At 73.0% G+C, this 25,290-nt stretch carries 21 protein-coding genes; 8 read left to right on the forward strand and 13 right to left on the reverse strand.

From position 1 onward, the window contains the following. Positions 1-237: 237 nt before the first annotated feature. Complete coding sequence (locus tag ACF1AG_RS03875) at positions 238-1,167, reverse strand: EamA family transporter (protein ID WP_391809276.1); 930 nt, start codon at positions 1,165-1,167, stop codon at positions 238-240. A gap of 91 nt (positions 1,168-1,258) precedes the next feature. Between ACF1AG_RS03875 and ACF1AG_RS03880 the strand changes: the two genes are divergently transcribed. The 3 genes from ACF1AG_RS03880 to ACF1AG_RS03890 all read left to right on the forward strand — a co-directional run bounded on the left by ACF1AG_RS03880 (position 1,259) and on the right by ACF1AG_RS03890 (position 5,186). After that, a complete protein-coding gene (locus ACF1AG_RS03880; protein WP_359603071.1) occupies positions 1,259-2,176 on the forward strand; it encodes a LysR family transcriptional regulator in 918 nt (305 codons plus the stop codon). Between the two features lie 330 nt (positions 2,177-2,506). Further along, on the forward strand, positions 2,507-4,351 hold the full coding sequence (locus ACF1AG_RS03885; protein ID WP_359606228.1) for a glycoside hydrolase family 3 protein: 1,845 nt from the start codon (positions 2,507-2,509) through the stop codon (positions 4,349-4,351). A 214-nt stretch (positions 4,352-4,565) separates the two neighbouring features. After that, on the forward strand, positions 4,566-5,186 hold the full coding sequence (locus ACF1AG_RS03890; RefSeq protein WP_391809277.1) for a hypothetical protein: 621 nt from the start codon (positions 4,566-4,568) through the stop codon (positions 5,184-5,186). Positions 5,187-5,199: 13 nt separating this feature from the next. On the opposite strand, the gene ACF1AG_RS03895 is transcribed toward ACF1AG_RS03890, so the two are convergent. From ACF1AG_RS03895 to ACF1AG_RS03905, 3 genes are all read right to left on the reverse strand, one after another. After that, positions 5,200-6,633, reverse strand: a complete 1,434-nt coding sequence (locus tag ACF1AG_RS03895; protein ID WP_391809278.1) for a S28 family serine protease — start codon at positions 6,631-6,633, stop codon at positions 5,200-5,202. Between the two features lie 106 nt (positions 6,634-6,739). Then, positions 6,740-7,129 (reverse strand): hypothetical protein, encoded by a 390-nt coding sequence (locus ACF1AG_RS03900; RefSeq protein WP_359606233.1) that lies wholly within the window; start codon positions 7,127-7,129, stop codon positions 6,740-6,742. 112 nt (positions 7,130-7,241) lie between these two features. Beyond that, positions 7,242-10,949 (reverse strand): ABC transporter ATP-binding protein, encoded by a 3,708-nt coding sequence (locus ACF1AG_RS03905; protein ID WP_359606235.1) that lies wholly within the window; start codon positions 10,947-10,949, stop codon positions 7,242-7,244. 215 nt (positions 10,950-11,164) lie between these two features. Between ACF1AG_RS03905 and ACF1AG_RS03910 the strand changes: the two genes are divergently transcribed. Continuing rightward, the gene (locus ACF1AG_RS03910) at positions 11,165-12,010 is read left to right on the forward strand and encodes an endonuclease (protein ID WP_359606236.1); all 846 of its coding nucleotides are present in this window, start codon (positions 11,165-11,167) and stop codon (positions 12,008-12,010) included. A gap of 60 nt (positions 12,011-12,070) precedes the next feature. On the opposite strand, the gene ACF1AG_RS03915 is transcribed toward ACF1AG_RS03910, so the two are convergent. Both ACF1AG_RS03915 and ACF1AG_RS03920 read right to left on the reverse strand, forming a co-directional pair. Then, complete coding sequence (locus tag ACF1AG_RS03915) at positions 12,071-12,439, reverse strand: hypothetical protein (RefSeq protein WP_359606238.1); 369 nt, start codon at positions 12,437-12,439, stop codon at positions 12,071-12,073. Then, a complete protein-coding gene (locus ACF1AG_RS03920; protein WP_359606240.1) occupies positions 12,436-12,900 on the reverse strand; it encodes a hypothetical protein in 465 nt (154 codons plus the stop codon). Before ACF1AG_RS03920 ends, ACF1AG_RS03915 begins: the two co-directional genes overlap by 4 nt. Positions 12,901-12,977: 77 nt before the next feature. On the opposite strand from ACF1AG_RS03920, the gene ACF1AG_RS03925 reads away from it, so the two are divergent. Together ACF1AG_RS03925 and ACF1AG_RS03930 are read left to right on the forward strand one after the other, a co-directional pair. Continuing rightward, positions 12,978-13,772 carry a helix-turn-helix transcriptional regulator gene (locus ACF1AG_RS03925; RefSeq protein ID WP_359606242.1) on the forward strand — a complete coding sequence of 265 codons (795 nt, stop codon included), beginning with the start codon at positions 12,978-12,980 and terminating at the stop codon, positions 13,770-13,772. Then, positions 13,765-13,986, forward strand: coding sequence for a DUF397 domain-containing protein (locus ACF1AG_RS03930; protein ID WP_359606244.1), 222 nt, complete (start codon positions 13,765-13,767; stop codon positions 13,984-13,986). Before ACF1AG_RS03925 ends, ACF1AG_RS03930 begins: the two co-directional genes overlap by 8 nt. A 26-nt stretch (positions 13,987-14,012) precedes the next feature. Here ACF1AG_RS03930 and ACF1AG_RS03935 read toward each other — a convergent pair whose 3' ends face one another. From ACF1AG_RS03935 to ACF1AG_RS03945, 3 genes are all read right to left on the reverse strand, one after another. Continuing rightward, complete coding sequence (locus tag ACF1AG_RS03935) at positions 14,013-16,220, reverse strand: tetratricopeptide repeat protein (protein WP_359606246.1); 2,208 nt, start codon at positions 16,218-16,220, stop codon at positions 14,013-14,015. Beyond that, the gene (locus ACF1AG_RS03940; RefSeq protein ID WP_359606248.1) at positions 16,217-16,636 is read right to left on the reverse strand and encodes a hypothetical protein; all 420 of its coding nucleotides are present in this window, start codon (positions 16,634-16,636) and stop codon (positions 16,217-16,219) included. The genes ACF1AG_RS03935 and ACF1AG_RS03940 overlap by 4 nt, the downstream gene beginning before the upstream one ends. 206 nt (positions 16,637-16,842) lie before the next feature. Beyond that, positions 16,843-17,439, reverse strand: a complete 597-nt coding sequence (locus tag ACF1AG_RS03945; RefSeq protein WP_359602901.1) for an NAD(P)H-dependent oxidoreductase — start codon at positions 17,437-17,439, stop codon at positions 16,843-16,845. A 114-nt stretch (positions 17,440-17,553) separates the two neighbouring features. On the opposite strand from ACF1AG_RS03945, the gene ACF1AG_RS03950 reads away from it, so the two are divergent. Further along, positions 17,554-18,393, forward strand: coding sequence for a helix-turn-helix transcriptional regulator (locus tag ACF1AG_RS03950; RefSeq protein WP_359602899.1), 840 nt, complete (start codon positions 17,554-17,556; stop codon positions 18,391-18,393). 11 nt (positions 18,394-18,404) lie between these two features. On the opposite strand, the gene ACF1AG_RS03955 is transcribed toward ACF1AG_RS03950, so the two are convergent. Genes ACF1AG_RS03955 through ACF1AG_RS03965 form a run of 3 tightly spaced genes read right to left on the reverse strand, consistent with a single transcriptional unit; the run spans position 18,405 to position 22,640 of the window. Then, the gene (locus ACF1AG_RS03955) at positions 18,405-20,141 is read right to left on the reverse strand and encodes a thiamine pyrophosphate-binding protein (protein WP_359602897.1); all 1,737 of its coding nucleotides are present in this window, start codon (positions 20,139-20,141) and stop codon (positions 18,405-18,407) included. Then, positions 20,138-21,106 (reverse strand): agmatinase, encoded by a 969-nt coding sequence (gene speB, locus ACF1AG_RS03960; RefSeq protein WP_033274697.1) that lies wholly within the window; start codon positions 21,104-21,106, stop codon positions 20,138-20,140. Before speB ends, ACF1AG_RS03955 begins: the two co-directional genes overlap by 4 nt. A 55-nt stretch (positions 21,107-21,161) precedes the next feature. Continuing rightward, entirely contained in the window at positions 21,162-22,640 is a 1,479-nt protein-coding gene (locus tag ACF1AG_RS03965; protein ID WP_359602895.1) for a sodium:solute symporter, read from the reverse strand. Positions 22,641-22,826: 186 nt separating this feature from the next. Between ACF1AG_RS03965 and ACF1AG_RS03970 the strand changes: the two genes are divergently transcribed. After that, positions 22,827-24,305 (forward strand): helix-turn-helix domain-containing protein, encoded by a 1,479-nt coding sequence (locus tag ACF1AG_RS03970; protein WP_391809279.1) that lies wholly within the window; start codon positions 22,827-22,829, stop codon positions 24,303-24,305. A gap of 258 nt (positions 24,306-24,563) precedes the next feature. Here the strand turns inward: ACF1AG_RS03970 and ACF1AG_RS03975 are convergent, their stop codons facing one another. After that, positions 24,564-25,247 carry a TetR/AcrR family transcriptional regulator gene (locus ACF1AG_RS03975; RefSeq protein WP_359602891.1) on the reverse strand — a complete coding sequence of 228 codons (684 nt, stop codon included), beginning with the start codon at positions 25,245-25,247 and terminating at the stop codon, positions 24,564-24,566. Between the last annotated feature and the right edge of the window lie 43 nt (positions 25,248-25,290).

The following is a 25,290-nucleotide window of genomic DNA, read 5'->3' on the forward strand; positions in this document are numbered from 1 at the left end:
ACCTGGGAACCACGCTAGGAATTCGGGGGTGGTGGCGGATCACCCCCGGATGGACAACTGCGGTAGCTCTCACGGGGGATGGGGTGGCTGCCCTCGTCGGCTGGGTGCGGGCGGAGTGAGGCGGGGCGCGCAGTCCCCCGCGCTCCTGCGGGGTGGTCACGCGCCGGTCGCCCGTGCGGGTGCGTCGTGGCTGGGCGCGCAGTTCCCCGCGCCCCTCGGAGGGTGGTCACGCGCCGTTCACTCGTGACCGTGCGTCGCGGTTGTGCGCGCAGTTCCCCGCGCCCCCGAGGGGGTCGTCACCGACGGCGTTCTCGATGGCGGGGCCAGGGACGTCAATGCCACCCCGCCCACCAGCAGCGCCGCCGCGCACCACCGTAGGGGGGTGATGGACTCGCCCAGGAACAGTGCCGCCGACGTCATCCCGAAGACCGGCACCAGGAGGGAGAACGGGGCCACCGTGGACGCGGGGTGGCGGTGGAGGAGCCAGCCCCAGGCGCCGAAGCCGAAGACCGTCGCGCCCCAGGCGACGTAGAGGACCGTGCCGGCGCCCGACCAGTCGAGGGAGCGCAGGGCCGCCAGGTCCGCCGACCAGCCCTCGAGCAGCAGGGAGAGGGCGAGCAGCGGGAGCACCGGGACCGTGCTGACCCAGATCATGAAGTTGAGGGCGTCGGGCGGGGACGCCTTGCGGGTGAGGATGTTGGAGACGCCCCAGCAGGCCGCCGCCGCGACGACGAGGGCGAAGCCGGTCAGCGGGCCCGAGGCGCCCTCGTCGACCGCCGCCACGCCGATGCCGGCCAGCGCCACCGCCATGCCCGCGACGCGGACGCGGGTGGGACGCTCACCGAGGAGCACGACGGCGAACAGGGCCGTGAACACCGCCTGGATCTGGAGGACCAGGGAGGACAGGCCGCCCGGCATGCCGACGTCCATGCCGATGAAGAGAAGGCCGAACTTGGCGACGCCCAGCACCAGTCCGACCCCGACGATCCACTTCCAGGCGACCTTCGGCGGGCCGACGAGGAACACCGCGGGCAGAGCCGCGACGAGGAACCGCAGCGCGGAGAAGAGCAGCGGCGGGAAGTGGCCGAGGCCGACCTCGATGACCGTGAAGTTCACACCCCACACGGCGGCGACGAGGACGGCGAGCAAGACATGTGCTGGTCGCATGCGTCGAGCATCACCGGTGACGACACTTCAGCACCAGCGACGATCCCTGCATGGTTGGATGAAGCATCGCTAACCGATCACAGGAGCGGTCATGCTCGACCTCCAGCGTCTGCGCGCCCTGCACGCCGTCTCCGTGCACGGCACCGTCGGCGCCGCCGCCTCGGCGCTCGGGTACACCTCGTCCGCCGTGTCGCAGCAGATCGCCAAGCTGGAGCGGGAGACGCGGACCGTGCTGCTGGAGCGCGAGGGCCGGGGTGTGCGGCTCACCGACGAGGCGCATCAACTGGTGCGCGCCGCACGGGAGCTGATTGCCATCGTGGAGCGCGCGGAGACGGAACTGGAGGAGCGGCGCGGGGTGCCGTCCGGGCGGCTGACCGTCGCCGCGTTCGCCTCCGCCGCGCGCGGGCTGATGCCGCCGGTGCTGGCCGACCTGGCCCGCCGGCATCCCTCGCTGGACACCCGGCTCACCGAGGTGGACCCGCATCTGTCGGTGGACCTCGTCGCCAAGGGAGCCGTCGACCTGGTGGTGGCGCACGACTGGGACATCGCGCCGCTGCCCGCCCCGGCGAACGTGGAGCAGACGGTGATCGGGGACGACCTGTGTGACCTGCTGGTGCCCGAGGACCACCGGTTCGCGGGGCGGACGGGCGTACGGAGGGAGGAACTGGCCGGGGAGCGGTGGATCTGCCAGCCGCCGGGGCGGGTCTGCCACGAGTGGCTGGTGCGGACCCTGCGGGCGGCCGGGCAGGAGCCGGAGATCGTGCACATGGCCGACGAGAACCCGACCCTGGTCGCCCTGGTCGCGGCCGGTCTGGGCATCGCGCTGATCCCCCGGCTGGGACGCGGCCCGCTGCCCGCCGGGGTCGTCGAGGTGCCGCTCGACCCGATGCCCGTACGGCGGCTGTACGCGTTGTGGCGCACGGGCGCGGCGCGCCGTCCGGCGATCGCGGAGACGGTCCGCACGCTGGTGGAGCACTGGCCGGCGGTCTCGGCGCACGGGCCCCGCTGACACGGACACACGGGAGACACAGAACGCCTCGGGAGGGCGGAACCCGTCGCCGCCCCCGTACGTCCCACCGCCGAGCTGCCGGTCCGGCCCGGCGCACGACGCCGTGCCGGAACCCCGCGCCGGCCAGGGCCGCCGTCCCCCCTCGGCGCCCCGCCCCGGCCGGCAGCCCGCCGTCGTCGGCGCCGCCCCCTCCCGCCGCGCCGACGACGGCCCCTCCGGATGCTGCACATGCCCTTGACTGGCAGAAACTTCCCGGATATTCGTGGCCTCCTGGCAGTTTCCTTCAGCGGATCCCCGGTCCCCCGCGGATCACCTTCCAAAGGAGCGCACGTGCCCGACAGCAGCCCCGGATCCACGGCAAGCACCGCCCGTCCGTCCAGACGTACCGTCCTCGCCGCGACGGCGGGCGTCACCTCCGTCCTGGCGGCCGGCGGCACGGTCCACGCGGCCACCGGCGCGCACCGTCCCGACGACCGCAAGCTGCGCGCCCTCATCTCCCGTATGACGCTGGAGGAGAAGGTCGGCCAGCTCTTCGTGATGCGGGTCTACGGCCACTCCGCCACCGACCCGGACCAGGCCGACGTCGACGCCAACCTGTCCGAGATCGGGGTGCGCACGGCGGCCGAGCTGGTCGCCAAGTACCGGGTCGGCGGCATCATCTACTTCGCCTGGGCGCACAACACCCGCGACCCGCACCAGATCGCCGACCTGTCCAACGGCATCCAGAAGGCGTCGCTCGGCCTGCCGCGCGGTTTGCCGGTGCTGATCTCCACCGACCAGGAGCACGGCATCGTGGCCCGCGTGGGCGAGCCGGCGACGCTCATGCCGGGCGCGATGAACGTCGGCGCGGGCGGCTCCCGCTCCGACGCGCGCAACCTGGGCCGGATCGCGGGCCGTGAGCTGCGCGCCCTGGGCATCCGTCAGAACTACTCCCCCGTCGCCGACGTGAACGTCAACCCGGCCAACCCGGTCATCGGCGTGCGCTCCTTCGGCTCCGACCCGGACGCGGTCGCCGGGTTGGTCGCGGCGGAGGTGAAGGGCTACGAGTCGTCCGGTGTCGCGGCCACCGCCAAGCACTTCCCCGGGCACGGCGACACGATCACGGACAGCCATGAGGACCTGCCGTGGATCCACCACACCCGCGAGCAGTGGGAGGAGCTGGACGCGCCGCCGTTCCGCGCGGCGATCGCCGCGGGCATCGACTCGATCATGACCGCGCACATCGTCGTCCCGGCGCTCGACGCGGCCGAGGACCCGGCCACGCTGTCCCACCCGATCCTCACCGGCATCCTGCGCGAGGAGCTCGGCTACGACGGCGTCGTGGTGACCGACTCGCTCGGCATGGAGGGCGTCCGCACCAAGTACGGCGACGACCGGGTGCCGGTCCTGGCGCTGAAGGCGGGCGTGGACCAGCTGCTCAACCCGCCGTCCCTGGACGTGGCGTGGAACGCGGTGCTCCAGGCGGTGCGGGACGGCGAGCTGACGGAGGCACGCCTCGACGAATCGATCCTGCGCGTGCTGCGCCTGAAGGCCCGTCTGGGCCTCTTCGACGACCCGTACGTCACTCAGGCGGGCGTGGACCGGGTCGTGGGCACCCGTTCGCACCTGGCCGCCGCCGACCGGATCGCCGAGCACGGCACGACCCTGCTGGTCAACGAGGGCGGACTGCTGCCGCTGTCCCGCCGCCGCACGCCCAAGGTGCTGGTGGTCGGCGCCGACCCGGCCTCCCCGTCCGGCACCACGGGCCCGCCCACCGGCGTGCTCGCGGACGCCCTGACGGAGCTGGGCTTCACCGCGACCGCCCTGTCCACGGGCACGGCGCCCTCCGCGGCGACGATCGACAAGGCCGTGGCCGCCGCCGGGGACGTGGACGCGGTGGTCGTGGGCACGTACAACGTCACCGCGTCCAGCAGCCAGAAGACGCTCGTCGAGCGGCTGCTGGCGACCGGGAAGCCGGTCGTCGCGGTGGCGATCCGCAACCCGTACGACGTGGCCCACCTGCCCGGCGTGAAGGCGTTCCTCGCGTCGTACTCCTGGACCGACGTCGAGGTGCGCGCGGCGGCACGCGCGATCGCCGGCAAGGTCCGCCCCCGCGGCACGCTCCCCGTCCCGGTCCAGCGCGCGGACGACCCGACGGCGGTCCTGTACCCGGTGGGGCACGGGCTGACGTACTGACACGCGGCTCGCCTCGTCCGGATCTGTGGCTTCTGGACGGTCCGGACGAGGCACCCTGGTCACCCGCGGTCCCGGCGTCTCCCCGGCCGGGCGTAACTCCCCTACGCCACCCGACCGACCCATCACACCCCATATGCGCAAACGACCCCACTTGTCTGGCGTGTCCGGCCGCCGGGCGGTCAGGCTGGGGCGGGGATCTTCCGGGGGGACGACGATGCGGGTGCGCGTATGGGGGCCGGGGGCCGTGGGGGCCCTGGCGGGGGCGGTGCTGCTCGTCGGGTGCCGGGAGGCGCCGCCGGACGCGGCGGGCGGGACGGCGGCCGTGGCGTCGCCCGTGCGGCCGACCGGGTACGGGGCCGTGTTCCTCGACGTCGGCGAGTGCAGTTCCTTCGGGCGCACCAGCTTCACCGAGGTGACCTGCCGCAGCGAGCGCGCGGCGGCCCGGGTGGTGGCCCGGCACGACGGCGCCACGCGCGACGGCCCGCCGTGCCCGCCCGCCACCGACTTCGTGCTGCACATCAGCGAGCGGTGGCCCGCCGCCGACGAGGACGGCGACGGGATGGTGCCGCGCGGCCACGCCTGCATGCGGAACCTCCAGCCGCCGCACCCGGGCGACCCGGGCGGCGGGGGCGGTCCACGCACCGTCGTCGGCGACTGCGTGTACGCCCTCGACGGCGGCAAGGTCAGGGAGACGGCCTGCGACGGAAGCGGGCCCGGGAGGCCGGAGTTCAAGGTGACGAAGGCCGTGGACGCCCGGTCGAAGTGCCCGGCGTCCACGGCCCTCTACGTCCGGCTGGGCGGGGCCTCACCGGTGGGCTGCGCCGTCCCGGTGTGACCCCGCCCCGGCATCACGGACGCAGCGCGTGCCGCGGTTCGACGTCCCGCTTGTCGAGCTTCGCGTCGAACTTCGCCAGCGGCTCGGCGGCCGCCGGGTTCGCCTGGACGGCGTTCGGGGCGACACCCGCCCACTCCAGGATGCGGGCCGTGGCCAGCGCCTTCTCCTTCTCGACCAGGCCGGCCACGTTCGCGCCGTGGTTCATGCCGGGCGCGGTGAGGACGTACGAGTCGCGCGCGCCCTTGCCGAGGCGGAACGGCTCGGCGCCCCACGGGTCGTTCTCGCCGTACACGAACAGCATCTGCCGGGCGTTGTGGCGGACCCAGGTGTCGACGTCGCGCATGGCGTTCGGCTGGAACTTCATGTCGATGGAGCGCGGCACGAAGTTCCGCGGCGGCTGGTAGCCGTAGCGGACGTACTTCTTCTCGATGTGCGGGAAGTGGATGGTCGGCGCGCCCAGCTGGGTGCCGGCCTGGTAGTAGTACGGCGTGTACGGGCTCAGGCCCTGGTCCGTGTAGAACGAGAAGCCGGAGATCGTGTCGACGGAGTTCCAGATCTCGTCGTCCGTCGCGTTCTTGGCGTCCGCCGGGATGTCCTGGCAGTCGGCGACGGTGCTGTACTGCCAGAAGCCCCAGACGTAGTCCAGGACGACCGCCTCGTAGGCGCGGTCCAGGCTGCCGATGGTGTCGAAGGTGTAGCCGTTCTCGGCGGCGTAGGCGGAGTACTTCTTCTCCAGCGGGGCGCGGCGCACCAGCGCCTCGCGCTGCACGCCGTTCAGCCGGTCGCGGCACTCCTTGGTGCCGACGGTGCGGAAGAAGCGGTCGTAGGCCGAGTCCTCCTTGTTCACCACGTCGTTGGGGGCGACGTAGGCGACGACGCCGTCCATGTCCTTCGGGTAGAAGCGCTCGTAGTAGGTGGCGGTCATGCCGCCCTTGGAGCCGCCCGTGGAGAGCCAGTTCTCGCTGTAGATCTTCTTCAGCGCGGTGAAGATGCGGTGCTGGTCGCTGGCGGCCTGCCAGATGTCCAGCTTGCTCCAGTCGGCCGGCTCGGGCCGGGACGGGGTGAAGAAGCGGTACTCCATGGAGACCTGGTTGCCGTCCACGATCTGGGTCGGCTCGGCGCGGCGGGGCGTCGTGGAGACGCTGTAGCCGCCGGTGTAGAAGACGGTGGGCCGCGCGGTGTCCTTGTGCAGCACGGTGATCCGCTGCTGGAACGTGCCCTTGGCGGGCCTGCGGTGGTCGACCGGCTGCGTGTAGTTCAGGACGAAGAAGCGGTACCCGGTGTACGGCTTCTCCTCGATGAGGCTCATGCCCGGGATCGCGAGCAGCCTCTCCTTGATGTCAGTGGTGCCGGTGGCGGCCGGCTCGGCGGCGGTGGCCGCCCCGGCCGTGCCCAGTGTGCCTATGAGCACCGTGAGCGCCAGCAGCCATCTGAGCGCCTTGCGCATGCGCACTCCCCTGTGAGACAGATGTGCGCCGGAAGCTACTCGACCAACTCGTCACCGCACCAGGGGACGTAGGGAAAACCCTGTGCGCGACCGCACAGTGGAGGGGTCAGCAGAGGATCCAGCCGGAACTGACGGAGTCCGCCGCGACCCGGCCGGTGACCCAGACGCAGCGGCGTCCGGCGTGCACGGTCACCGGGCCCGCGTGGTACGCGAACTGACCCTCGTCGACCACGGCCCGTCCGCCGCGCGCCCGCACGCTCACCGCCATCTTCCGCTTCACGCCCTGCTTCTTGGCAACGGTGACGGCGCACACGTATCCGCCGCGCTTGTAGACGAGCACCGACCCCGTGGAGAACGGCAGGGTCCGCACCTTGCGTCCGGGGCACAGCGCGGCCGCCTCCGCCTCCTGGGCCGGCGCCGCCACGGCGAGCAGCCCGGACGTGGTCAGCACCGCAAGACCCAGCGCGAGCCGCCGGTGTATCACTCCTGTGCGCACAGTCGTCCTCCCGTACCGCGCCCGCCGCGTAGGACGGCGTACGCGTGTACGGACGCAGGGCGCGGGTCGCACGGTTGCGCGAGCCGGGGTGCGCCGGCGGAGGTCGGCCGGATCAGGCCGGTGCGGGGACGTCCTCGCCGACGAACGTCCGCCACAACGCGGCGTAACGGCCGCCCTTGCGCAGCAGTTCCTCGTGGGTGCCGTCCTCGGCGACGCGGCCGTGGTCCATGACGATCACCCGGTCGGCGCGGGCCGCGGTGGTCAGCCGGTGGGCGACCACCAGCGTCGTACGGCGGCCGGCGATGCGGTCGGTGGCCGCGTTGACCTGCGCCTCGGTGGCGAGGTCGAGGGCGGCGGTGGCCTCGTCGAGCAGCAGCACGTCGGGGTCGACGAGTTCGGCGCGGGCGAGGGCGATCAGCTGGCGCTGGCCCGCCGACAGGTTGCGGCCGCGCTCGGCGACCTCGTGGAGGTAGCCGCCGTCGAGGGTGGCGATCATCTCGTGCGCGCCGACCGCGCGGGCCGCGGCCTCCACCTCGGCGTCGGTGGCGTCCGGGCGGCCGTAGGCGATGGCGTCGCGCACGGTGCCGGGGAAGAGGTACGCCTCCTGCGGCACGACGCCGAGCCGGTGCCGGTACGCGGTGAGGTCCAGGTCGCGCAGGTCCGTGCCGTCGACGGTGACCCGGCCGCCGGTGGGGTCGTAGAACCGGGCGACCAGCTTGACCAGGGTGGACTTGCCGGCACCGGTCTCGCCGACGAACGCGACGGTCTGCCCGGCGGGGATGCTCAGGTCGACGGCGGTGAGGGCCTCCTCGCCGTCGCCGTAGGAGAAGTGCACGTCCTCGAAGGCGATCTCGCCGCGCAGGGAGGTCACCGGGAGCGGCTTCTCGGGGGCCTTCGTCGAGGTCGGCTCGCGCAGCAGCTCCTGGATGCGGCCGAGGGAGACCGACGCCTGCTGGTAGCCGTCGAAGACCTGGGAGAGCTGCTGCACCGGCGCGAAGAACAGGTCGATGTAGAGCAGGTACGCGACCAGCGAGCCGATCGCCAGCGTGCCGTCGTCGACCCGGCCGCCGCCGACCACGAGCACCGCCGCCGCGGCGACCGAGGACAGCAGCTGCACGAACGGGAAGTACACCGAGATCAGCCACTGGCCGCGGATGCGGGCACTGCGGTAGTCGGCGCTGCGCTCGGCGAACCGGCGGGCGCCGTCCCCCTCGCGGCGGAAGGCCTGCACGATCCGCAGCCCGGCGACGGACTCCTGGAGGTCGGCGTTGACCACCGACACCCGCTCCCGCGCCAGCTCGTACGCCTTCACGCTGGCCCGGCGGAAGAAGTACGTGGCGACGACCAGGAGCGGCAGGGTGGCGAAGACGACGAGGGCGAGGCCGATGTCGAGCGCCAGCAGGGCGACCATGATGCCGAAGAAGGTGACCACCGAGACGAACGCGGTGACCAGGCCGGTCTGTAGGAACGTGGACAGCGCGTCCACGTCCGTGGTCATCCGGGTCATGATCCGGCCGGTCAGCTCGCGCTCGTAGAAGTCGAGGCCGAGCCGCTGGAGCTGGGCGAAGATCTTCAGCCGCAGCGTGTACAGGACGCGTTCGCCGGTGCGTCCGGTCATGCGGATCTCACCGGTCTGCGCCGCCCACTGGGTGAGCACGGTGAGCAGGCCCAGCAGGGCGGCGGCCCAGACCGCGGTCTGGGCGGCGCGGGTGACGCCCTCGTCGATGCCGTGCCGGATCAGGATCGGCAGCAGCAGGCCCATGCCGGCGTCCACGGCGACCAGGGCGAGGCTGATCAGCAGGGGCGTGCGGAAGCCCTGCAGCAGGCGGCGCAGGCCGTAGGAGTCCTCGGGGCGGACGGCGCGGGCCTCGTCGACGTCGGGCACGTCGTCTGCCGGGGGCAGCGCGGCGACCTGTTCGAGGAGTTCCGGGGTGGCCGGGGCGCCGTCCAGCGCGGTGTCCCTGGGCTCGCGGTCGCCGGTCCACAGGCGGGGGGTGACACCCCGCTCGGCGTCGAACTCGGCGTCCAGCTCGGCGCGGACGGAGATGTCCTCCTCGCGCGGCCCTGCGGGCGGGGTGTGGCCCGGGGAGACGGCGCCCAGCTCGTCGGGGTCGGTGAGCAGCCGCCGGTACAGCGGGGAGCGGCGCTGGAGCTCGTCGTGGGTGCCGATGGCGGCGAGGCGGCCGTTCTCGAGGACGGCGATGCGGTCGGCGAGGTTGAGGGTGGAGCGGCGGTGGGCGATCAGCAGGGTCGTGCGGCCGCGCATGACGCTCTTGAGCGCCTCGTGGATCTCGTGCTCGACGCGGGCGTCCACCGCGGACGTGGCGTCGTCGAGGACCAGCAGGCGCGGGTCGGTGAGGATCGCGCGGGCCAGGGCGACGCGCTGGCGCTGCCCGCCGGAGAGGGTCAGGCCGTGCTCGCCGACGGTGGTGTCGTAGCCGTCGGGCAGCTCGTCGATGAACCGGTCGGCCTGGGCGGCGCGGGCGGCGGCCCGGATCTGCTCGTCGGTGGCGTCGGGGCGGCCGTACGCGATGTTGTTGCGGACGGTGTCGGAGAACAGGAAGGAGTCTTCCGGGACCAGGCCGATGGCGGCGCGCAGCGACTCGGTGGTCAGCTCGCGCACGTCGTGCCCGCCGACCAGGACGGCGCCGCCGGTGACGTCGTAGAAGCGCGGCAGCAGCAGGGAGACGGTGGACTTGCCGGAGCCGGAGGAGCCGACCACGGCGAGCGTCTCGCCGGGGCGGATCTCGAAGGAAAGGCCGTCGAGGACCGGCCGCTCGGGGTCGTAGCCGAAGGCGACGTCGTCGAACTCGACGGTCGCCGGGGCGTCGGCGGGCAGTTCCTTCGTGCCGTCGGTGAGGGACGGCTCGGTGTCGATCAGGTCGAGGACGCGTTCGGTGCCGGCGCGGGCCTGCTGGGCGACGGTGAGGACGACGGCGAGCATCCGGACGGGGCCGACGAGCTGGGCGAGGTAGGTGGAGAAGGCGACGAAGGTGCCGAGCGTGATGTGGCCGCGCACCGCGAGCCAGCCGCCGAGGGCGAGCATCGCGACCTGTCCGAGGGCGGGCACGGACTGGAGGGCGGGGGTGTAGCGGGAGTTCAGCTTGATGGTGCGCAGGCGTCCGGCGAACAGGCGGCGGCCGACCTCGCGGAGCTTGCCGGTCTCCTGGTCCTCCTGGCCGAAGCCCTTGACCACGCGGACGCCGCTGACCGCGCCGTCGACCACCCCGGCGACGGCGCCCGCCTGCGCCTGGGCGTACCAGGTGGAGGGGTGCAGCCGGGTGCGGCTGCGCTTGGCGATCCACCACAGGGCGGGGGCGACGGCGAGCGCGATCGCGGTGAGCGGCAGGGACAGCGACGCCATGATGACCAGGGAGATCACGAACAGCAGCAGGTTGCCGATGGTCATCGGCAGCATGAAGAGCAGGCCCTGGATGAGCTGGAGGTCGCTGGTGGCGCGGCCGACGACCTGCCCGGTGGACAGCTCGTCCTGGCGTCTGCCGTCGAGCCGGGCGATCGACCCGAACATCTCGGTGCGCAGGTCGTGCTGGACGTCGAGGGCGAGCTTTCCCCCGTAGTAGCGGCGGATGTACGTCATGACGTAGACGGCGAGGGCGGCGCCGACCAGCAGGCCGGCCCAGGTGCCCATGTCCCGGGTCTTGTCGCCGATGACGTCGTCGATGATCACCTTGGTGATCAGCGGGACCAGGGCCATGACGGCCATGCCCGCGAGGGAGGAGCCGAGGGCCAGGACGACGTTCCTGGGGTGCCGCCACGCGTAGGCGGCCAGTCGTCGTGCCCATCCCCGTTGCGCTGTCACGCGGTGCCCTTCGCTCGTCCTGATCTTCCGGAAGGCTCCAACGCCGCCCGAAGCGGATTTCATCCCTCCGCAACAATTCCGCGGGCGCGCCTTCACGACGCGGCGCCGGATTCTCGTCACGCAATCGACACGCTGTCTCCACGCGCTTGACTGCATGTGCATGCCAGTCTCTCGGGTATCTCCCTTGTGCAACCCGCGTAGATCGGACACCCCACATGCCTGCTGTACGCATACGCCGCCGGAAGGCGGTCGCACTGGCGAGCGCCGCCGTCCTCGCCGGACTCGCCGTCCCCGCCCTGACCCCCGCCACCGCCGGCGCCTCGGCCCCCGCCCACGAGACACCCGCCGCCCAGGCCCGCGTGGCCGCGGTGGCCGACTACGCCGACTACTACGAGGGCGCCGAGGGCAAGACCGGCGAGGCCCTCAAGTCCGCCCTCAACTCGATCATCAGCGACCAGACGAAGCTGTCGTACTCGGCCGTCTGGGACGCCCTCAAGGAGACCGACGAGGACCCGTCGAACAGCGGGAACGTGATCCTGCTGTACTCCGGCGTCTCCCGCAGCAAGAGCGCGAACGGCGGGAACACCGGCGACTGGAACCGCGAGCACGTCTGGGCCAAGTCCCACGGCGACTTCGGCACCTCCACCGGCCCCGGCACCGACATCCACCACCTGCGCCCGTCGGACGTCCAGGTCAACAGCATCCGCGGCAACAAGGACTTCGACAACGGCGGCAGCGCCGTCGCGAACGGCGGGGGCAGCCTCACCGACTCCGACTCGTTCGAGCCGCGTGACGCGGTCAAGGGCGACGTGGCCCGCATGATCCTCTACATGGCGGTCCGCTACGAGGGCACCGACGGCTGGCCCGACCTGGAGCCGAACAACAGCGTGAGCAACGGCTCCGCGCCGTACATCGGCAAGCTCTCCGTACTCAAGGAGTGGCACGAGCAGGACCCGCCGGACTCCTTCGAGCAGCGCCGCAACGACGTGATCTTCGAGTCGTTCCAGCACAACCGCAACCCGTTCATCGACCACCCGGAGTGGGTCGAGTCGATCTGGTAGGCCTCACCGCGGCCGGCCTCCCCCGGACGAAGGGGGCGGCCGGCCCGCCCCAGCGGTGGGTCAGTTGCCCGGACCCCCTCCCGGGACGGCGTCAAGGTCCACCTCGTCACCGCGCGGCACGGAGAGACGCGCTCCCCTGCTGCGGGCGATGCGGTGCACGTCGTGGAGCGCCTCGGCCAGGCAGGCGGCGAGATAACGGAGCTGGGGCGCGGTGGCCCCGGTGTCGCCCAGGAGATCGACTGCGTGGCCGAGAAGGTCGTCGGCCATGCCGAGCTGGACGGCTTCGATCTCGTCGGCGAGGCGGGAGAGACGGCCGGTGCCGGTGTCGTCGGTGACGAGGTAGCAGGGGTTGCCGTCGAGGTTGGACCAGGGGAGGAGACGGGGCCGGGTGCCCGTGGTGGCGGCGACGTCTCGGCTCTCGTAGATCACGCGGCCGTCACCTCGTTGCCCCGCATTCGGCGGGAGCCGACGTCGACACCATGGATACGCCGTGGCCCTACGTCGATGCCGTGCACGGCGAGCCAGAGAGTCCGGCGTCGGGCGCGCTGCTGCCTGGCCTGCGCGCACCGTTCGTGGGCGAGGAGGTAGGGGCGGACGAGCCGGGAGTCCTCGCCGCGGAGGAGATCCTCGTGCGGGGAGGGGCGGCGGCCGGGTGCGACGGGGGCGGGCGCCGCTCCCTCGGCGCGGTGCCGGTTCCCGTGCCGGTGGCGCCCGGAGGCGGGCCACAGGAGCCGCAGCAGCGGCTCGAGGAGGTAGGCGATACGGTGCAACACGTCTTCAACTCCGTTGCGGTTGAGGGCCATGCCCCCGGGCCGTCGGTAGCGGTCGCGGGGGTCTTCCGTGCCCGAGGGCAGGTCGACGTGCATGGACATCGCTGCGTAGCGATCCACTCACAGAGTGAGACGGGCCGGGCTAGGCTCGCCAGAGGGTCGGATGTGACAACGCATCTGTCACACGGGAGGTGACGTTGAGCAACATCTATGGGGAGTGGTTGAAGACGCAGCGCGAGGCGGCGGGGCTGACACAGCAGGAGTTGGCGACAGCCGCCGTCATGACGCGTTCGCACATCGCACATATCGAGGCGGGCCGGCGCACCCCGTCCAAGGAGGACGCGAGACGCCTCGACAGGGCGCTGAACACGGGCGATGTGCTGAGCAGCTTCCTTCCGGACGACGACACCGCTGTCGCGGGATACTTCGAGGCGGCGCTTCAGCTCGAACAGCAGGCGACGATGATCAGGGAGTTCGCCCTGTCGTTCGTTCCCGGCATCCTCCAGACGGAAAGGTACGCACGTGCGGTTCTGAGCATGGCGTTCCCTCCGGCGAGTGAACAGGAACGTGACAGGCGCCTTGTCACACGCCTGGAGCGCGCGAAGATCCTTGCCGACCCAGTGACACCCGTAGTGTGGGCGCTCCTGGATGAAGCGGTGCTACGACGCCGGATCGGCGGCTCGGACGTCATGGCGGAGCAGATCAACCACCTCATCGGGCTCGCCGAGGCCGAGCGGATCCAGCTTCACCTTCTGCCCTTCACATTGGGCATGCATCCCCTGCTGAGCAACATGCTCACGCTGATGTGGTTCGAGGATCAGCCGCCCGTGGCCTACGGGGAGGGCCTGTACATGGGGAAGATCCACGACAGCCCATCAGTCGTTCAGGAGCTGCAGCATCGCTACGATTTCGCACTGGGCAACGCGCTGCCGCTCAAGGAATCACTGGCTCTGCTCAGGGCAACAGCAAGGGACTATGAACATCATGGCTGACCAGGCGATACCGAACGCAGGGGCGCTGAAGGGCTGGCGGAAGTCCTCCTACAGCAACGACCAGGGCGGCAGCTGCCTGGAAGTCCTGGACGGCCACCCGGCCGGCGTCCCTGTCCGCGACTCCAAGGTCCCTGAAGGGCCCGCGCTGGTCTTCCGGCCGGCCGGCTGGACGCCGTTCGTCGCCGCGGTCAAGGACGGAAGCCTCTCCGCCTGACCGATCCCCCGCGATCCTCTCCGTGCTCAGGGTCGACCGACCTCGGCGTGCCAGGCCCGGGCCGCGACCGTCTCGGGGTGGTCCTCGCCCAGGATCGCGGCCCGCTGCTCGGCCACCTCGCGCGCGCTGTCGGCGGCCTCGACCCGCTTGCCCTGTGCGTACTGGGCGCGGCTGAGCTGGATGAGCACGCCGAGGACCAGCGGATGGTCGTGGCCGTAGCCGGCCCGCTGTCCGGCGAGCACCCGGCGGAGGAGGTCCTCCGCCTCGGCTCCCCGGCCGGCGCGCAAGAGCCCCCGCGCCCATGCGTCGCGTGCCCACACGGTCACGAGGTGCTCAGGGCCGAGATGGCGCTCGCTGTCGGCCACCAGTTCCTCGGCGGTCGACAGGTAGTGGTCGAACTCACCTGAAGCGAGGCGTAGTTCCAGCGTCTCGCAGCGGGTCTTGAGGGTGGCGACGTGGTCGTCACCTAGTGCGTCGCGACGGCCGTCCAGCACCATCTCCAGCAGCGTCCGGGCCTCGTCCAGGTCGCCGAGGCGGTGCAGCACCCGCTGCAGTTCGTAGGCCGCGTCCAGCGTACGCGGGTCCCGGGGTCCGAGCGTGCGCAGCGCGTCCCGGTGGACCGGCCGCAGGAGGTCGGCGGCTTCGGCGTACCGGCCGAGCCGGAACAGGATGGGCCCCTGGCCGGTCCGCGCCTCGATGGTCGCCGGGTCCTCGTCCCCCAGGTGCTCCGCGGCGGTCTTCGCGGCCGTGTCGGCCAGGGACAGCGCGGCGGTCCAGTCCCCCGCCTCGTACACCAGCCGTGCGACGCGCGTCGCGGTCCGTACGGATTCCGCCGTCACCAGGCCGTGGCGGTGGGACCGGTGCAGCAGGCCGGTCACGTGCGGTGCCAGAAGCCGTACCTGGGAACGTCCGCGCGCGGACGCGGCGCCCTCGGGCGGCAGCGCCGCCAGCAGCAGCCGGACCGCCACGGTCGCGAGGAGTGCGCGCTGTGCGTCGGACACGCCCGCGGCGACGCTGTCCAGCAGGACCCCGTGGGCCTTCACGCAGCGGTGCCCGTCCGTCTCGACCAACTCGGCCAGCGAGTGGTCCAGGAGCGCGCGCAAGGCCGGCTCGACGCGGTCGGGGGGCAGCGGCGGATCCAGGTGCCCGGGACCGGCGACCGTGCCCTGTGCCGCGGGCATCAGCAGCGACAGCGGGACAGGATCCGCCGCCCAGAAGGACAGCAGCCGCAACAGGGTGGTCGCCTCCGGCAGACCGCTCTCGGCCAGGGTGTCCAGCGACAGCTGCCACGTACGGCTCACCAGGCGGCGGGACTGCCCCGCACCGGTGGCCTGCGCTCCCCGGTCCACCAGGCCCGTCGACTCCTCGCCCAGCCTGCGGTCGTACTCGTCCATGGTCCACGACTCCAGCAACTGGTGGGACAGGTGAGCCCCGGCCAGGGTCAGCGCCAGGGGCAGGCAGCCCAGTCGCCGGGCCACCTTCCGTGCCGACTCCGGTGTACCCGCGTCCGGGGCCAGGTCGCGCAGGACCTGGGTGGCGTCCTCCAGGGGCAGCACGCCGATCCGGTGACTGCTCACCGCCGGGGCGCGCCACAGCGGGGAGGTCGCGTGGCGGGTGGTCACCAGCACCGTCCCCGAAGGGCTCGCGCGCAACCAGGCGCCTTCCTCCAGGACGGCCGGGTCGTCGGCGTTGTCGAGGACCAGCAGCCAGGGTTCCGCCGAGTGGTCCAGGTAGTGCCAGACCAGGTCGGCCGCAGCGCGTCGGCCACCGGCCGCGGCGGCCAGTTCGCCGCCCGTGGCGCCGCGGTCGCCCGCGACGGCGAGCATGCCCGCGCGCAGCGACACCCTTTCGGATGCGTTGACCCACAGGCCGACCCGGCCGTGGTCCCGCACGGCCTCGGTGAACAGGGCGTGGGCCACCGCCGTCTTGCCGCAGCCGCCCATGCCGTGCAGGACCTGGATGTCGCCGCCGGGGCCGGCCACCACCGTTCGCAGGCGTTCCATGACGTCGGTGCGGTCCCGCAGGACGCCGGGTGCGCGGCCGACCAGGGGGAGGCGGACGGAGTCGGGAGCGGCCCGCCTGGGTTCGGCAGGGGGCACCACGTGGCGGCCGAACAGCGGGGCCGCGCCCGGGGCGTAGTGGTGCACGTGTTCTTCGATGTACTGGTCGCCGCCGGTCTGGTAGACCCGGGCGCTGTCCGACGCGTGGCCCTCCATCGGCGTCGGCACACTCATCGGTCGGTGATGTGCTGGTCTCGTCCGGCCTGGTAGATCCGGGCACTGCCCGACGCCCGGGCCTCCATGCGGATCTGCTCCGGCGCGGTGTCCCCGGGCAGCTGCGGGGTCAGCTCGTCCAGGACGCGCCGCAGTTCCTCGGCGGCCTCAGGCCGTGCGAGCAGGAACCGTCGTAGGCGGCCCTGCCATTCGACGGTCAGCTCGGCCTCCGAGTCGGCGTCACCGGCCTGGCGCGCGAGGAGCAGGTCCGCACGGCCCGCTTCCAGCTCCTCACCGATGCTCTCGGCTCGGGCGGGCTGGAAGCGGCGCCACAGGGCGACCATGCCGTCCCTCGCCGACTCCCAGGCGTTCGTCACCATCAACGTGACGACGGTCGTACCCGCCGTCCCTGCCAGTGCGGCGATCTCCGGATCCACGGTTCCCCCCTATGGCCGGCTCCCGATCCTAGGTCCCCGAACCGCACCCGGGGCGGGGTTTTCCGACCGAGGACCCACGTGGAGACCGAGGCGGGCTTCTGAGGCCCGCCTCGGTCTCCACGGTCCGGGCGCCTTCGGCGGGCGGATCGACGGGGTGGGCCCGGGCGCCTGCCGGCCCGGACCGGACACCACCGCCCTCCGCTTCCTCACGCCGGGTACGGCACCGTCTCCCGGGCCGTGCGGAGGGCGCCCGCCCACCAGGAGAGCTGGTCCAGCAGCTTCTTCGCGTAACCCGCGGACTCGGTGTCCTGGGGACGGCCGTCCGCCCACGCCACCCGGTTCAAGGGGAAGGCGAGACCGTCGCGGATCGTCACAGCGTGCAGCTCGCCCATCACGTTCTCCAGGTGCAGCACGGCGTGCCGGCCGCCCGCCCCGCCGCCGTAGCTGACGAAGGCGACGGGCTTGGCCGCCCACTGGGTGTAGTGCCAGTCGATCGCGGCCTTCAGGGAGGCCGGGTAGCTGTGGTTGTACTCGGGCGTGACCATGATGAAGGCGTCCGCGCCGTCCAGCGCCGCCGTGAGCGGGGCCATCGCGGCGGGGCGCGGGTAGGAGGCGCCGGCCACCGACGGGTAGGCGTCCGGCAGGGCCAGGGGGATGTCGTGCTCGGCCAGATCGACGACCTCGACGTCGAATCCGCCGTGCTCGCGGGCCTGCTCCGCGACCCAGGAGCCGACCACGGGACCGAACCGTCCCTCCCGGACGCTGCCGACGACGACCACGAGCTTGTGCGTGTTGATGTCCATGCCGTCCACCCTGGAACCGGCCGCGGGCGGCAGCCAGACCGCGCTCAGGCTGGCCCCCGCAGGGCCATGCTGAGCACTGCGCGCGGGCGGGCCGGCCGTCCTATCCTCGCGGTCATGGGGACACCACTGGGCGACTTCCTGCGGCTCAAGCGTGACAGCACCCAGCCGGAACAGCTGGGGCTCCCGGAGCACGGCCGCCGCCGCTCCCCCGGACTGCGCCGCGCGGACGTGGCGGCACGGGCCGGGGTGAGCGTCGAGTACCTGACCCGGATCGAGCAGGGCCGCGACCGCAACCCCTCGGTGGCCGTGCTGCACGCGCTGTGCGACGCGCTCGCGCTGTCCACGCCGGAGCGGGAGCACGTGCGGTACCTGGCGAAGATCACCGGTGACGAGTGCAGCGGTCACCTCGGGCGTGAGCCCGCCCGCCGTGAGGTCCGCCCGTCCGTGCGGGAGACCCTGCGGCTGCTGGAGCCGGGCGTCGCCGTGGTCACCAACCGGCTGGGCGACCTCCTCACCTGGACCTCCGCCTACGCGGCGGTCGCGGCCGGCACGGGACTGCTGGACGCGGACGAGCCGAACCTCACCCGGTACGTGTTCACCGACCCGCGCGCCCGGTCCCTCTTCCCCGACTGGGACGAGGTCGCCGACGAGCAGGTCTTCGACCTCTGGCTGGGGTCCAGGGCGGAGGACGCGGAATGGCTGGCGGCGGAGCTGGCGCCCGCCGCCGGCCCGGAGTTCACCCGCCGGATGAACCGCCACAAGGTCCCCGAGCGGGGCGTCCTGCGCCTGAGCCACCCCGACGCGGGCCGGCTGCGCCTGCGCCGCGAGTTCCTCGAACTCCCCTCGGACTCCCAGCTGCTGCTGGTCCTCCTGCCTGACGACCGGGCGACGTCGGAGGCGATCGCCCGCCTCCGCGACCGCACGGGGCACGGACGGCTGCGGGCGATCTCGTAGGCGCCCGTCTCTCAGCCCAGGTGCGTCGGCGCGAACATCCTCAGGACCGCCGGGAGGACGACCACCGAGGGGCCCGGGGTGGAGAGGGACTTGGCGAGGTCCTCCTCCAGGGTCTCCGGGCTGGTGCGCAGGCCCGGGACGCCGAAGGACTCGGCCAGGGCCACGTAGTCCGGGCGGGTCAGCTCGGTCGCCGTGGGCTCGCCGAAGGCGTCCGTCATGTACTCGCGCAGGATGCCGTAGCCGCCGTCGTCGACGATCAGCCAGGTGACGTCCAGGTCGTACTGGCGGGCCGTGGCCAGCTCGGCGATCGAGTACAGCGCGCCGCCGTCGCCGGAGACGGCCAGCACCGGGCGGGTCGGGTCGGCGACGGCCGCGCCGAGGGCGGCGGGGAAGCCGTAGCCGAGGCCGCCTGCGCCCTGCGCGGAGTGCACGTGGTTGGGGCCCATCGCGTCGAACGCGGACCACGCCCAGTAGGCGAGGATCGTCATGTCCCAGAAGGACGGCGAGCCGGTCGGCAGGGCGCGCCGCACGGCCGTCAGCACCTGCTGCTCGAGCGCCAGGTCCTGCCCGTCGATGCGGGCCCGCACCCGGTCCAGCAGCTCCCGCACCCGCGCGGGTGCGGTCTCGTCAGCGCGCGGCCCGACGGTCTCCAGGAGCGCCTGGAGGGCGAGGCGGGCGTCCGCGTGGATGCCGATGCCGGGGTGGTTGGACTCCAGCTTGCCGAGGTCGGCCTCGATCTGGATCACCCGGCCGCGGGGCTTGAACGTGTGGTAGTTCGAGGAGAGTTCGCCGAGTCCGGAGCCGACGACGAGCAGGACGTCCGCGTCCTCCAGGAAGTCGGTGGTGTGGCGGTCCTCCAGCCACGACTGGAGGGACAGCGGGTGGGTCCACGGGAAGGCGCCCTTGCCGCCGGGGGTGGTCACCACCGGCGCCTGGATCCGCTCGGCGAGCTGCCGCAGCTTCCCGGAGGCGTCCGAGCGGACGACACCGCCGCCGGCGATGATCGCGGGGCGTTCGGCGCCGGACAGCAGATGCGCGGCGAGCGCGGTGAGTTCGGGGCGCGGGGGCAGCTCGTCCGGGGTGGCGTCCATCGCCGTCACCACCGGCAGGATCGTCTCCGCGAGCAGCACGTCCTGCGGGATCTCCACCCACACCGGCCCGTGCGGGACGGTGAGCGCCGACTTCCACGCCTCGGCGATCGCCGACGGGATCTGGGAGGCCGTACGGACCGTGTGCACGGACTTGACCACCCCCCGGAACGAGGCGGACTGGTCCGGGAGTTCGTGCAGGTAGCCGTGGCGTCCGCCGCCGAGTCCCGCGGTCGGCACCTGGCTGCTGATCGCCAGCACGGGCGCGGACGCTGCCGCCGCCTCCTGCAACGCGGCCAGCGAGGTGAGGGCGCCGGGTCCGGTCGACAGCAGCAGCGGGGCCGCCTCGCCGGTGATGCGGCCGTACGCGTCCGCCGCGAAGCCCGCGTTGTTCTCCACGCGCAGGCCGATGTACCGCAGGTCGGAGCGGCGCAGCGCGTCGAACATGCCGAGCGCGTGCTGGCCGGGCAGGCCGAAGACGGTCGTCGCGCCCAGCCCGGCCAGGGTCTCCACGACCAGGTCTCCGCCGGTACGGCCCGTCATCACGTGGCGCGAAGCGCCCCCTTGAGGGGCGGTGGTCGGGCGACGGGAGGGCGGGTTCAGCGCGGCCTCCGTCTGGGCCGGCGTGGGGCGGAGCTCCAGGTCGTGGTCGTGCGTCACTTGGCGCGGGCCTCCGCGATCTGGCGGGACATGATCGTGGTCAGTTCGTACGCCGTGTGGGACGCGGCGACCGAGGTGATCTCGGCGTGGTCGTAGGCGGGGGCCACCTCGACGACGTCGGCGGAGACCAGGTTGCAGGAGGCGAGGCCGCGCAGGATCTCCAGCAGCTCGCGGGAGGTCATGCCGCCCGCCTCGGGCGTGCCGGTGCCCGGCGCGTGGGCCGGGTCGAGGCAGTCGATGTCGATGGAGATGTACAGCGGCCGGTCGCCGATGCGCTGCCGGAGCTGGTCGGCGACCTCGTCGGCGCCGCGGCGGTAGACGTCCGCGGAGGTGACGATGCCGAAGCCCATCTTCTCGTCGTCGGTGAGGTCCTGCTTGCCGTAGAGCGGGCCGCGGGTGCCGACGTGGGAGAGCGCCTCGGTGTCGAGGATGCCCTCCTCGACGGCCCGGCGGAACGGCGTGCCGTGGGTGTACTCGGCGCCGAAGTAGGTGTCCCAGGTGTCGAGGTGCGCGTCGAAGTGGAGCAGCGCGACCGGGCCGTGCTTCTTCGCGACGCTCCTGAGGAGCGGCAGGGCGATGGTGTGGTCGCCGCCGAGGGTCATCAGGCGGGCGCCGGTGCCGAGGAGGTCGTCCGCGGCGGCCTCTATGGTCTCCACGGCCTCGTTGATGTTGAACGGGTTGACGGCGATGTCGCCGCCGTCCGCGACCTGCGCGAGGGCGAAGGGGGAGGCGTCCTGCGCGGGGTTGTAGGGGCGCAGCAGCCGGGACGCCTCACGGATGGCGTTGCCGCCGAAGCGGGCGCCCGGCCGGTACGAGACGCCGGAGTCGAACGGCACGCCCACGACGGCGACGTCGGCGCGGCCCACCTCGTCGAGGCGGGGGAGCCGGGCGAAGGTCGCGGGGCCCGCGTAGCGCGGCACGCGGGAGGAGTCGACGGGGCCGCGGGGCGTCTCGTTGCTGCTCATGAAGGACTGCTCTCTTTCCTACGCTTCGTCGCGTATGTGCGGACTGCCCACGATGCTACTGGGCGGCCGGGACCTGTTCGGACACGGTTTCGGACACGGTGCCCGGCTCGGGGGCGCGTCCGGCGAGGCGCTCGCGCCAGGCGGCGAGGACGGCCGCGTCGGTCGGGCGGGTGGCGAGGGAGACGGCGACGTAGGCCGCGAGGGAGGCGAGGAGGCCGTAGTAGACGGGCTCGTTGGCGAGGATGCCGTAGGCCGCCATCAGGCCGATCACGGCGAGGCCGCCTACGGCGACGGCGGCGAGGGCGCCCTGCGCGGTGCCGCGCTTCCACAGCAGCCCGCCCAGGATGGGCACGAGCAGCCCGCCGACCAGCAGGTTGTACGCGACGGTCAGTGCCTGGACGACGTCGTTGAGGGCGATGGCGGTGCCGATCACGGCGACGCCCATCAGCAGGATGAACGCGCGGTTGCCCTTCACCTCGTCGTGCTGTTCGCCCTCCGGGCGGACGATGCCGCGCAGCCGCGCCCAGATGTCGTTGTTGGCGACGGTGGCGCAGGCGATCAGCGCGCCGGAGGACGTCGACATCACGGCGGCGAGGGCGGCGGCCAGCACCAGTCCGCGCACGCCGACCGGCAGCTCTTCCTTGACGATGGTGGCGAAGGCGTCGTCGGGGCCGGCGAGCTTCGGGTAGAGCACCTTGGCGGCCGTGCCGATGACGGCGCCCGCGACGGCGTAGGCGAGGCAGTAGGTGCCGGCGACGGTGCCGCCCCAGCGGGCGGTGCGGTCGCTGCGGGCGGTGAAGACGCGCTGCCAGATGTCCTGCCCGATGAGCATGCCGAAGGTGTAGATCAGCACGTAGGTGAAGATGGTCTCGCCGCCGATGCCCAGCGGGTCGAAGTACTCGGTGGGCAGCTGCGCCTTCATCTCGGCGAAGCCGCCCGCCTTGACCACGGCGATGGGCAGCAGCAGGAGCAGCACGCCGATCGTCTTCACGACGAACTGCACCATGTCGGTGAGCGTGATCGACCACATGCCGCCGAGCGTGGAGTACGCGACGACGATCGAGCCGCCGAGGACGATCGCGAGGGTGCGGTTCATGTCGAAGAGGACGTCGAAGATCGTGGCGTAGGCGATCGTCGACGTCACCGCGAGCATCAGGGTGTACGCCCACATGACGAGGCCGGAGATGACGCCGGCCCGGCCGCCGTAGCGCAGGTCGAGCATCTCGGAGACGGTGTAGACCTTCAGCCGGGCGATGCGGGCGGAGAAGAAGACGCTCAGCGCGAGCAGGCCGAGGCCGATGGTGAACACCATCCAGGCGCCGGACAGGCCGTACTGGTAGCCGAGGCCCACGCCGCCGATGGTGGAGGCGCCGCCGAGGACGATGGCGGCCATGGTGCCCGAGTACATGGCGGGGCCGAGCCGCCGGCCGGCCACCAGGAACTCGCTCTTGGACTTGGCGCGGCGCATGCCCCACCAGCCCATGGCCAGCATGCCGGCCAGATAGACGACGATGACCAGGTAGTCCACGGCCATGCGGGGGCCTCCTTCGCGCACTGTCGGTGGCGTGTCGTGCAGACGGATCGCGCTCACCGGCGGCCACGCGGGGACATCCGCCCGTACCCGCGGGGTGCCGGTGACCCGACCTTAGGTGGCCGAAAAGCGGCTGCGAAGTGTACGTTTCATCCAGATCGACAGCCTGGGCTGGAGGAAACGTCCACCATGCCGGACCCTACTGTTCCGCCCACCCCACCCGTCCCCCTGGACGCGCTGCTCACCCGCGCGGACCTGGGCCTGCGCCGGATCGCGGGCCCCGCGGACCCGGCAGTCGTGGTGCACTGGGCGCACACCTCCGAGATGGCCGACCCCTACCCGTACCTGCTGGGCGGCGAGCTGCTGCTGTCGGCGGGCGTGCACGTCCCGGACGGGGCGGGCGCGGGCTACTTCGACGCGTACGTGTCGCGGATCGTCGCGGCGGGCGGGGCGGCGCTCGGTTTCGGTGTCGCGCCGGTGCACGACACGGTGCCAGGGGCGCTGGTGGAGGCGTGCGAGATGCACGGCCTGCCGCTCGTCGAGGTCCCGCCCAGGACGACGTTCTCGGCGGTGGCGCGGGCGCTGTGGCAGCTGATGGCGCAGGCCCGCACGACCGAGCTGCGGCGGGTCACGGAGGCCCAGCAGAGCCTGGCCACCGCCGCCGCCCGCCCGGATCCGGTCCCCTCCGTCCTCCAGCAGCTCGCCCGCCGCCTGGGCGGCCGCGCGGTGCTGTACGGCCCCGAGGGCACACGGCTCGCGGGCGCGGGGCCGGAGCCGGGCGAGGAGGTGCGGACGGCGCTGGCGAAACTCGCGGAGGTCGTCCGGCCGTCGGGGCTGGAGCCCTCGGACGCCCGGCCCTCCTCCGCGTCCGACACGGTGGCCGGTGTGCGGCTGGTCGCGCACGCGCTGGGCAACGGGGAGGGGTTCGTGCTCGGGACGGCCGCCCCGCAGCGGGACGCGGGCGACCACACCATCGCGTCCGTCGCGGCCGTGCTGCTCTCCCTGCTCACCGGCGAACGGCACAGCGGCTCGGGCGCCGGCCGCTCCTTCGCGCTGGTCCGGCTGCTGCTGGGCGCGGCGCCCGTGGAGGTGGCGCCGCTGCTCGGCGGGGACCGGTGGCGGGTGGTGCACGGCAGGCCGGAGGGGCGGACCGCGCCGGACCCGGTGGCCGCGTCCGCGCTGGGCGCCGCCCTCGGCTCGTCCCTGGTGGACGTGGCGGGCGAGGTGGTGCGCGTGCTGGTGCCCGACGGGCGGGCGGTGGAGCGGGTGCCGGGCTGGACGCTCGGCGTCAGCGCGGCGGCGGCCCCCCGGGACTGGCCGGCCGCCGACACCCAGGCCGCCCGCGCCCTGGCCCGCGCCCGCGCCACCCGCACCCCGCTGCTCCGCCACGGCGACCGCCCGACGACGCTGACGGACCTGGTCCCCCCGGCCGAGGCGGAGGCCCACGCCCGCGCCCTCCTCGCGCCCATAAGGCGATCCCCGGCCCTGGTCGACACCCTGCGCACCTGGCTGTCCCTCCACGGCAGCTGGGACCGCACGGCGGTCGCCCTCGACGTGCACCGCAACACGGTCAGGCAGCGGATCGCCCGCTGCGCGGCCCTGCTGGACGCGGACCTGGACGACCCGGACGTCCGAATGGAGCTGTGGTTCGCGTTGCGGCGGACCTAGGGCCTTTCGTTTGGATCATCCCGGCGTCGCGGGGTCTGGCACGCGCATCTGCGGCGTTGTCGTCGTGCCGACTCCCCCACGCTCGGCTTCGCTCGCGCGGGAGGGACCCCCATCGCGTTGACGCCCTCCTCCGCCTTGCAGCTGCACGCACCACACCCCGCTCGGGCCGGACGAAGGCGCACCGCCCTCACAGCCAGGCTGATCCAAACGAAAGGCCCTAGGGCGGGAGGGGGGCCGCGGCGGCCGGTGCCCGGCCCGTCAGGCTCCGCCGGGCCGTCTCCGGTGACCGGCGGGGGCCGCCGGCAGGCCGCGGAGTGTCAGCGCGGCCGGCGGGGGCAGCGGTTCGCCGGCGGCCGGGTCCGCGCGGAACGAGCGGAGCAGGTGGGCCACCAAGCGGCGGGACGCGGCGCCGTCGTCCGGAAGGGCGGCCACGAGACCGCAGTGGGCCACCAGGGCCACGACGACGTCGGACGGGTGGACGTCGGGGCGCATCGCGCCCGAGGCCTGGGCCCTGCGCACCAGGGTCGCGAGGCTCCGCTCGGCCGCCCCCCGGACCCGTGCGTGTTCCGGCGCGGTGTCCGGGAAGGCCTTGAGGAACGCGGACGGGAACCCGCGCTCCTCCCGTTGCAGCGCGCAGACCGTCTCGACCAACTGCCGCAGGCCCGTCCAGGCGTCGTCGGCGGCCAGCGCGTCGGTGAGGGCCCGGCCGCACGTCTCCATCTGCCGTGCGAACGCTCCCCGCACCAGCGCGTCCCGGGTCGGGAAGTGCCGGTACAGCGTCGCCACGCCGACCCCGGCCCGACGGGCCACGGTCGCCATCGGGGCGTCGATCCCGTGCTCCGCGAAGACCGCGCGGGCCGCGGTGAGGAGACGCTCCCGGTTGCGCCGGGCGTCCGCCCGCACCGCGTCCCGGTCCGTCTTCCGAGAGGATTCCGTCGTCACTGTCTCTCGCTTCCGCCGCAAACGGACGATTGCGTCCGCTTAC

The organism is Streptomyces sp. NPDC014764, assembly GCF_043082785.1.
Lineage (GTDB): Bacteria > Actinomycetota > Actinomycetes > Streptomycetales > Streptomycetaceae > Streptomyces > Streptomyces althioticus.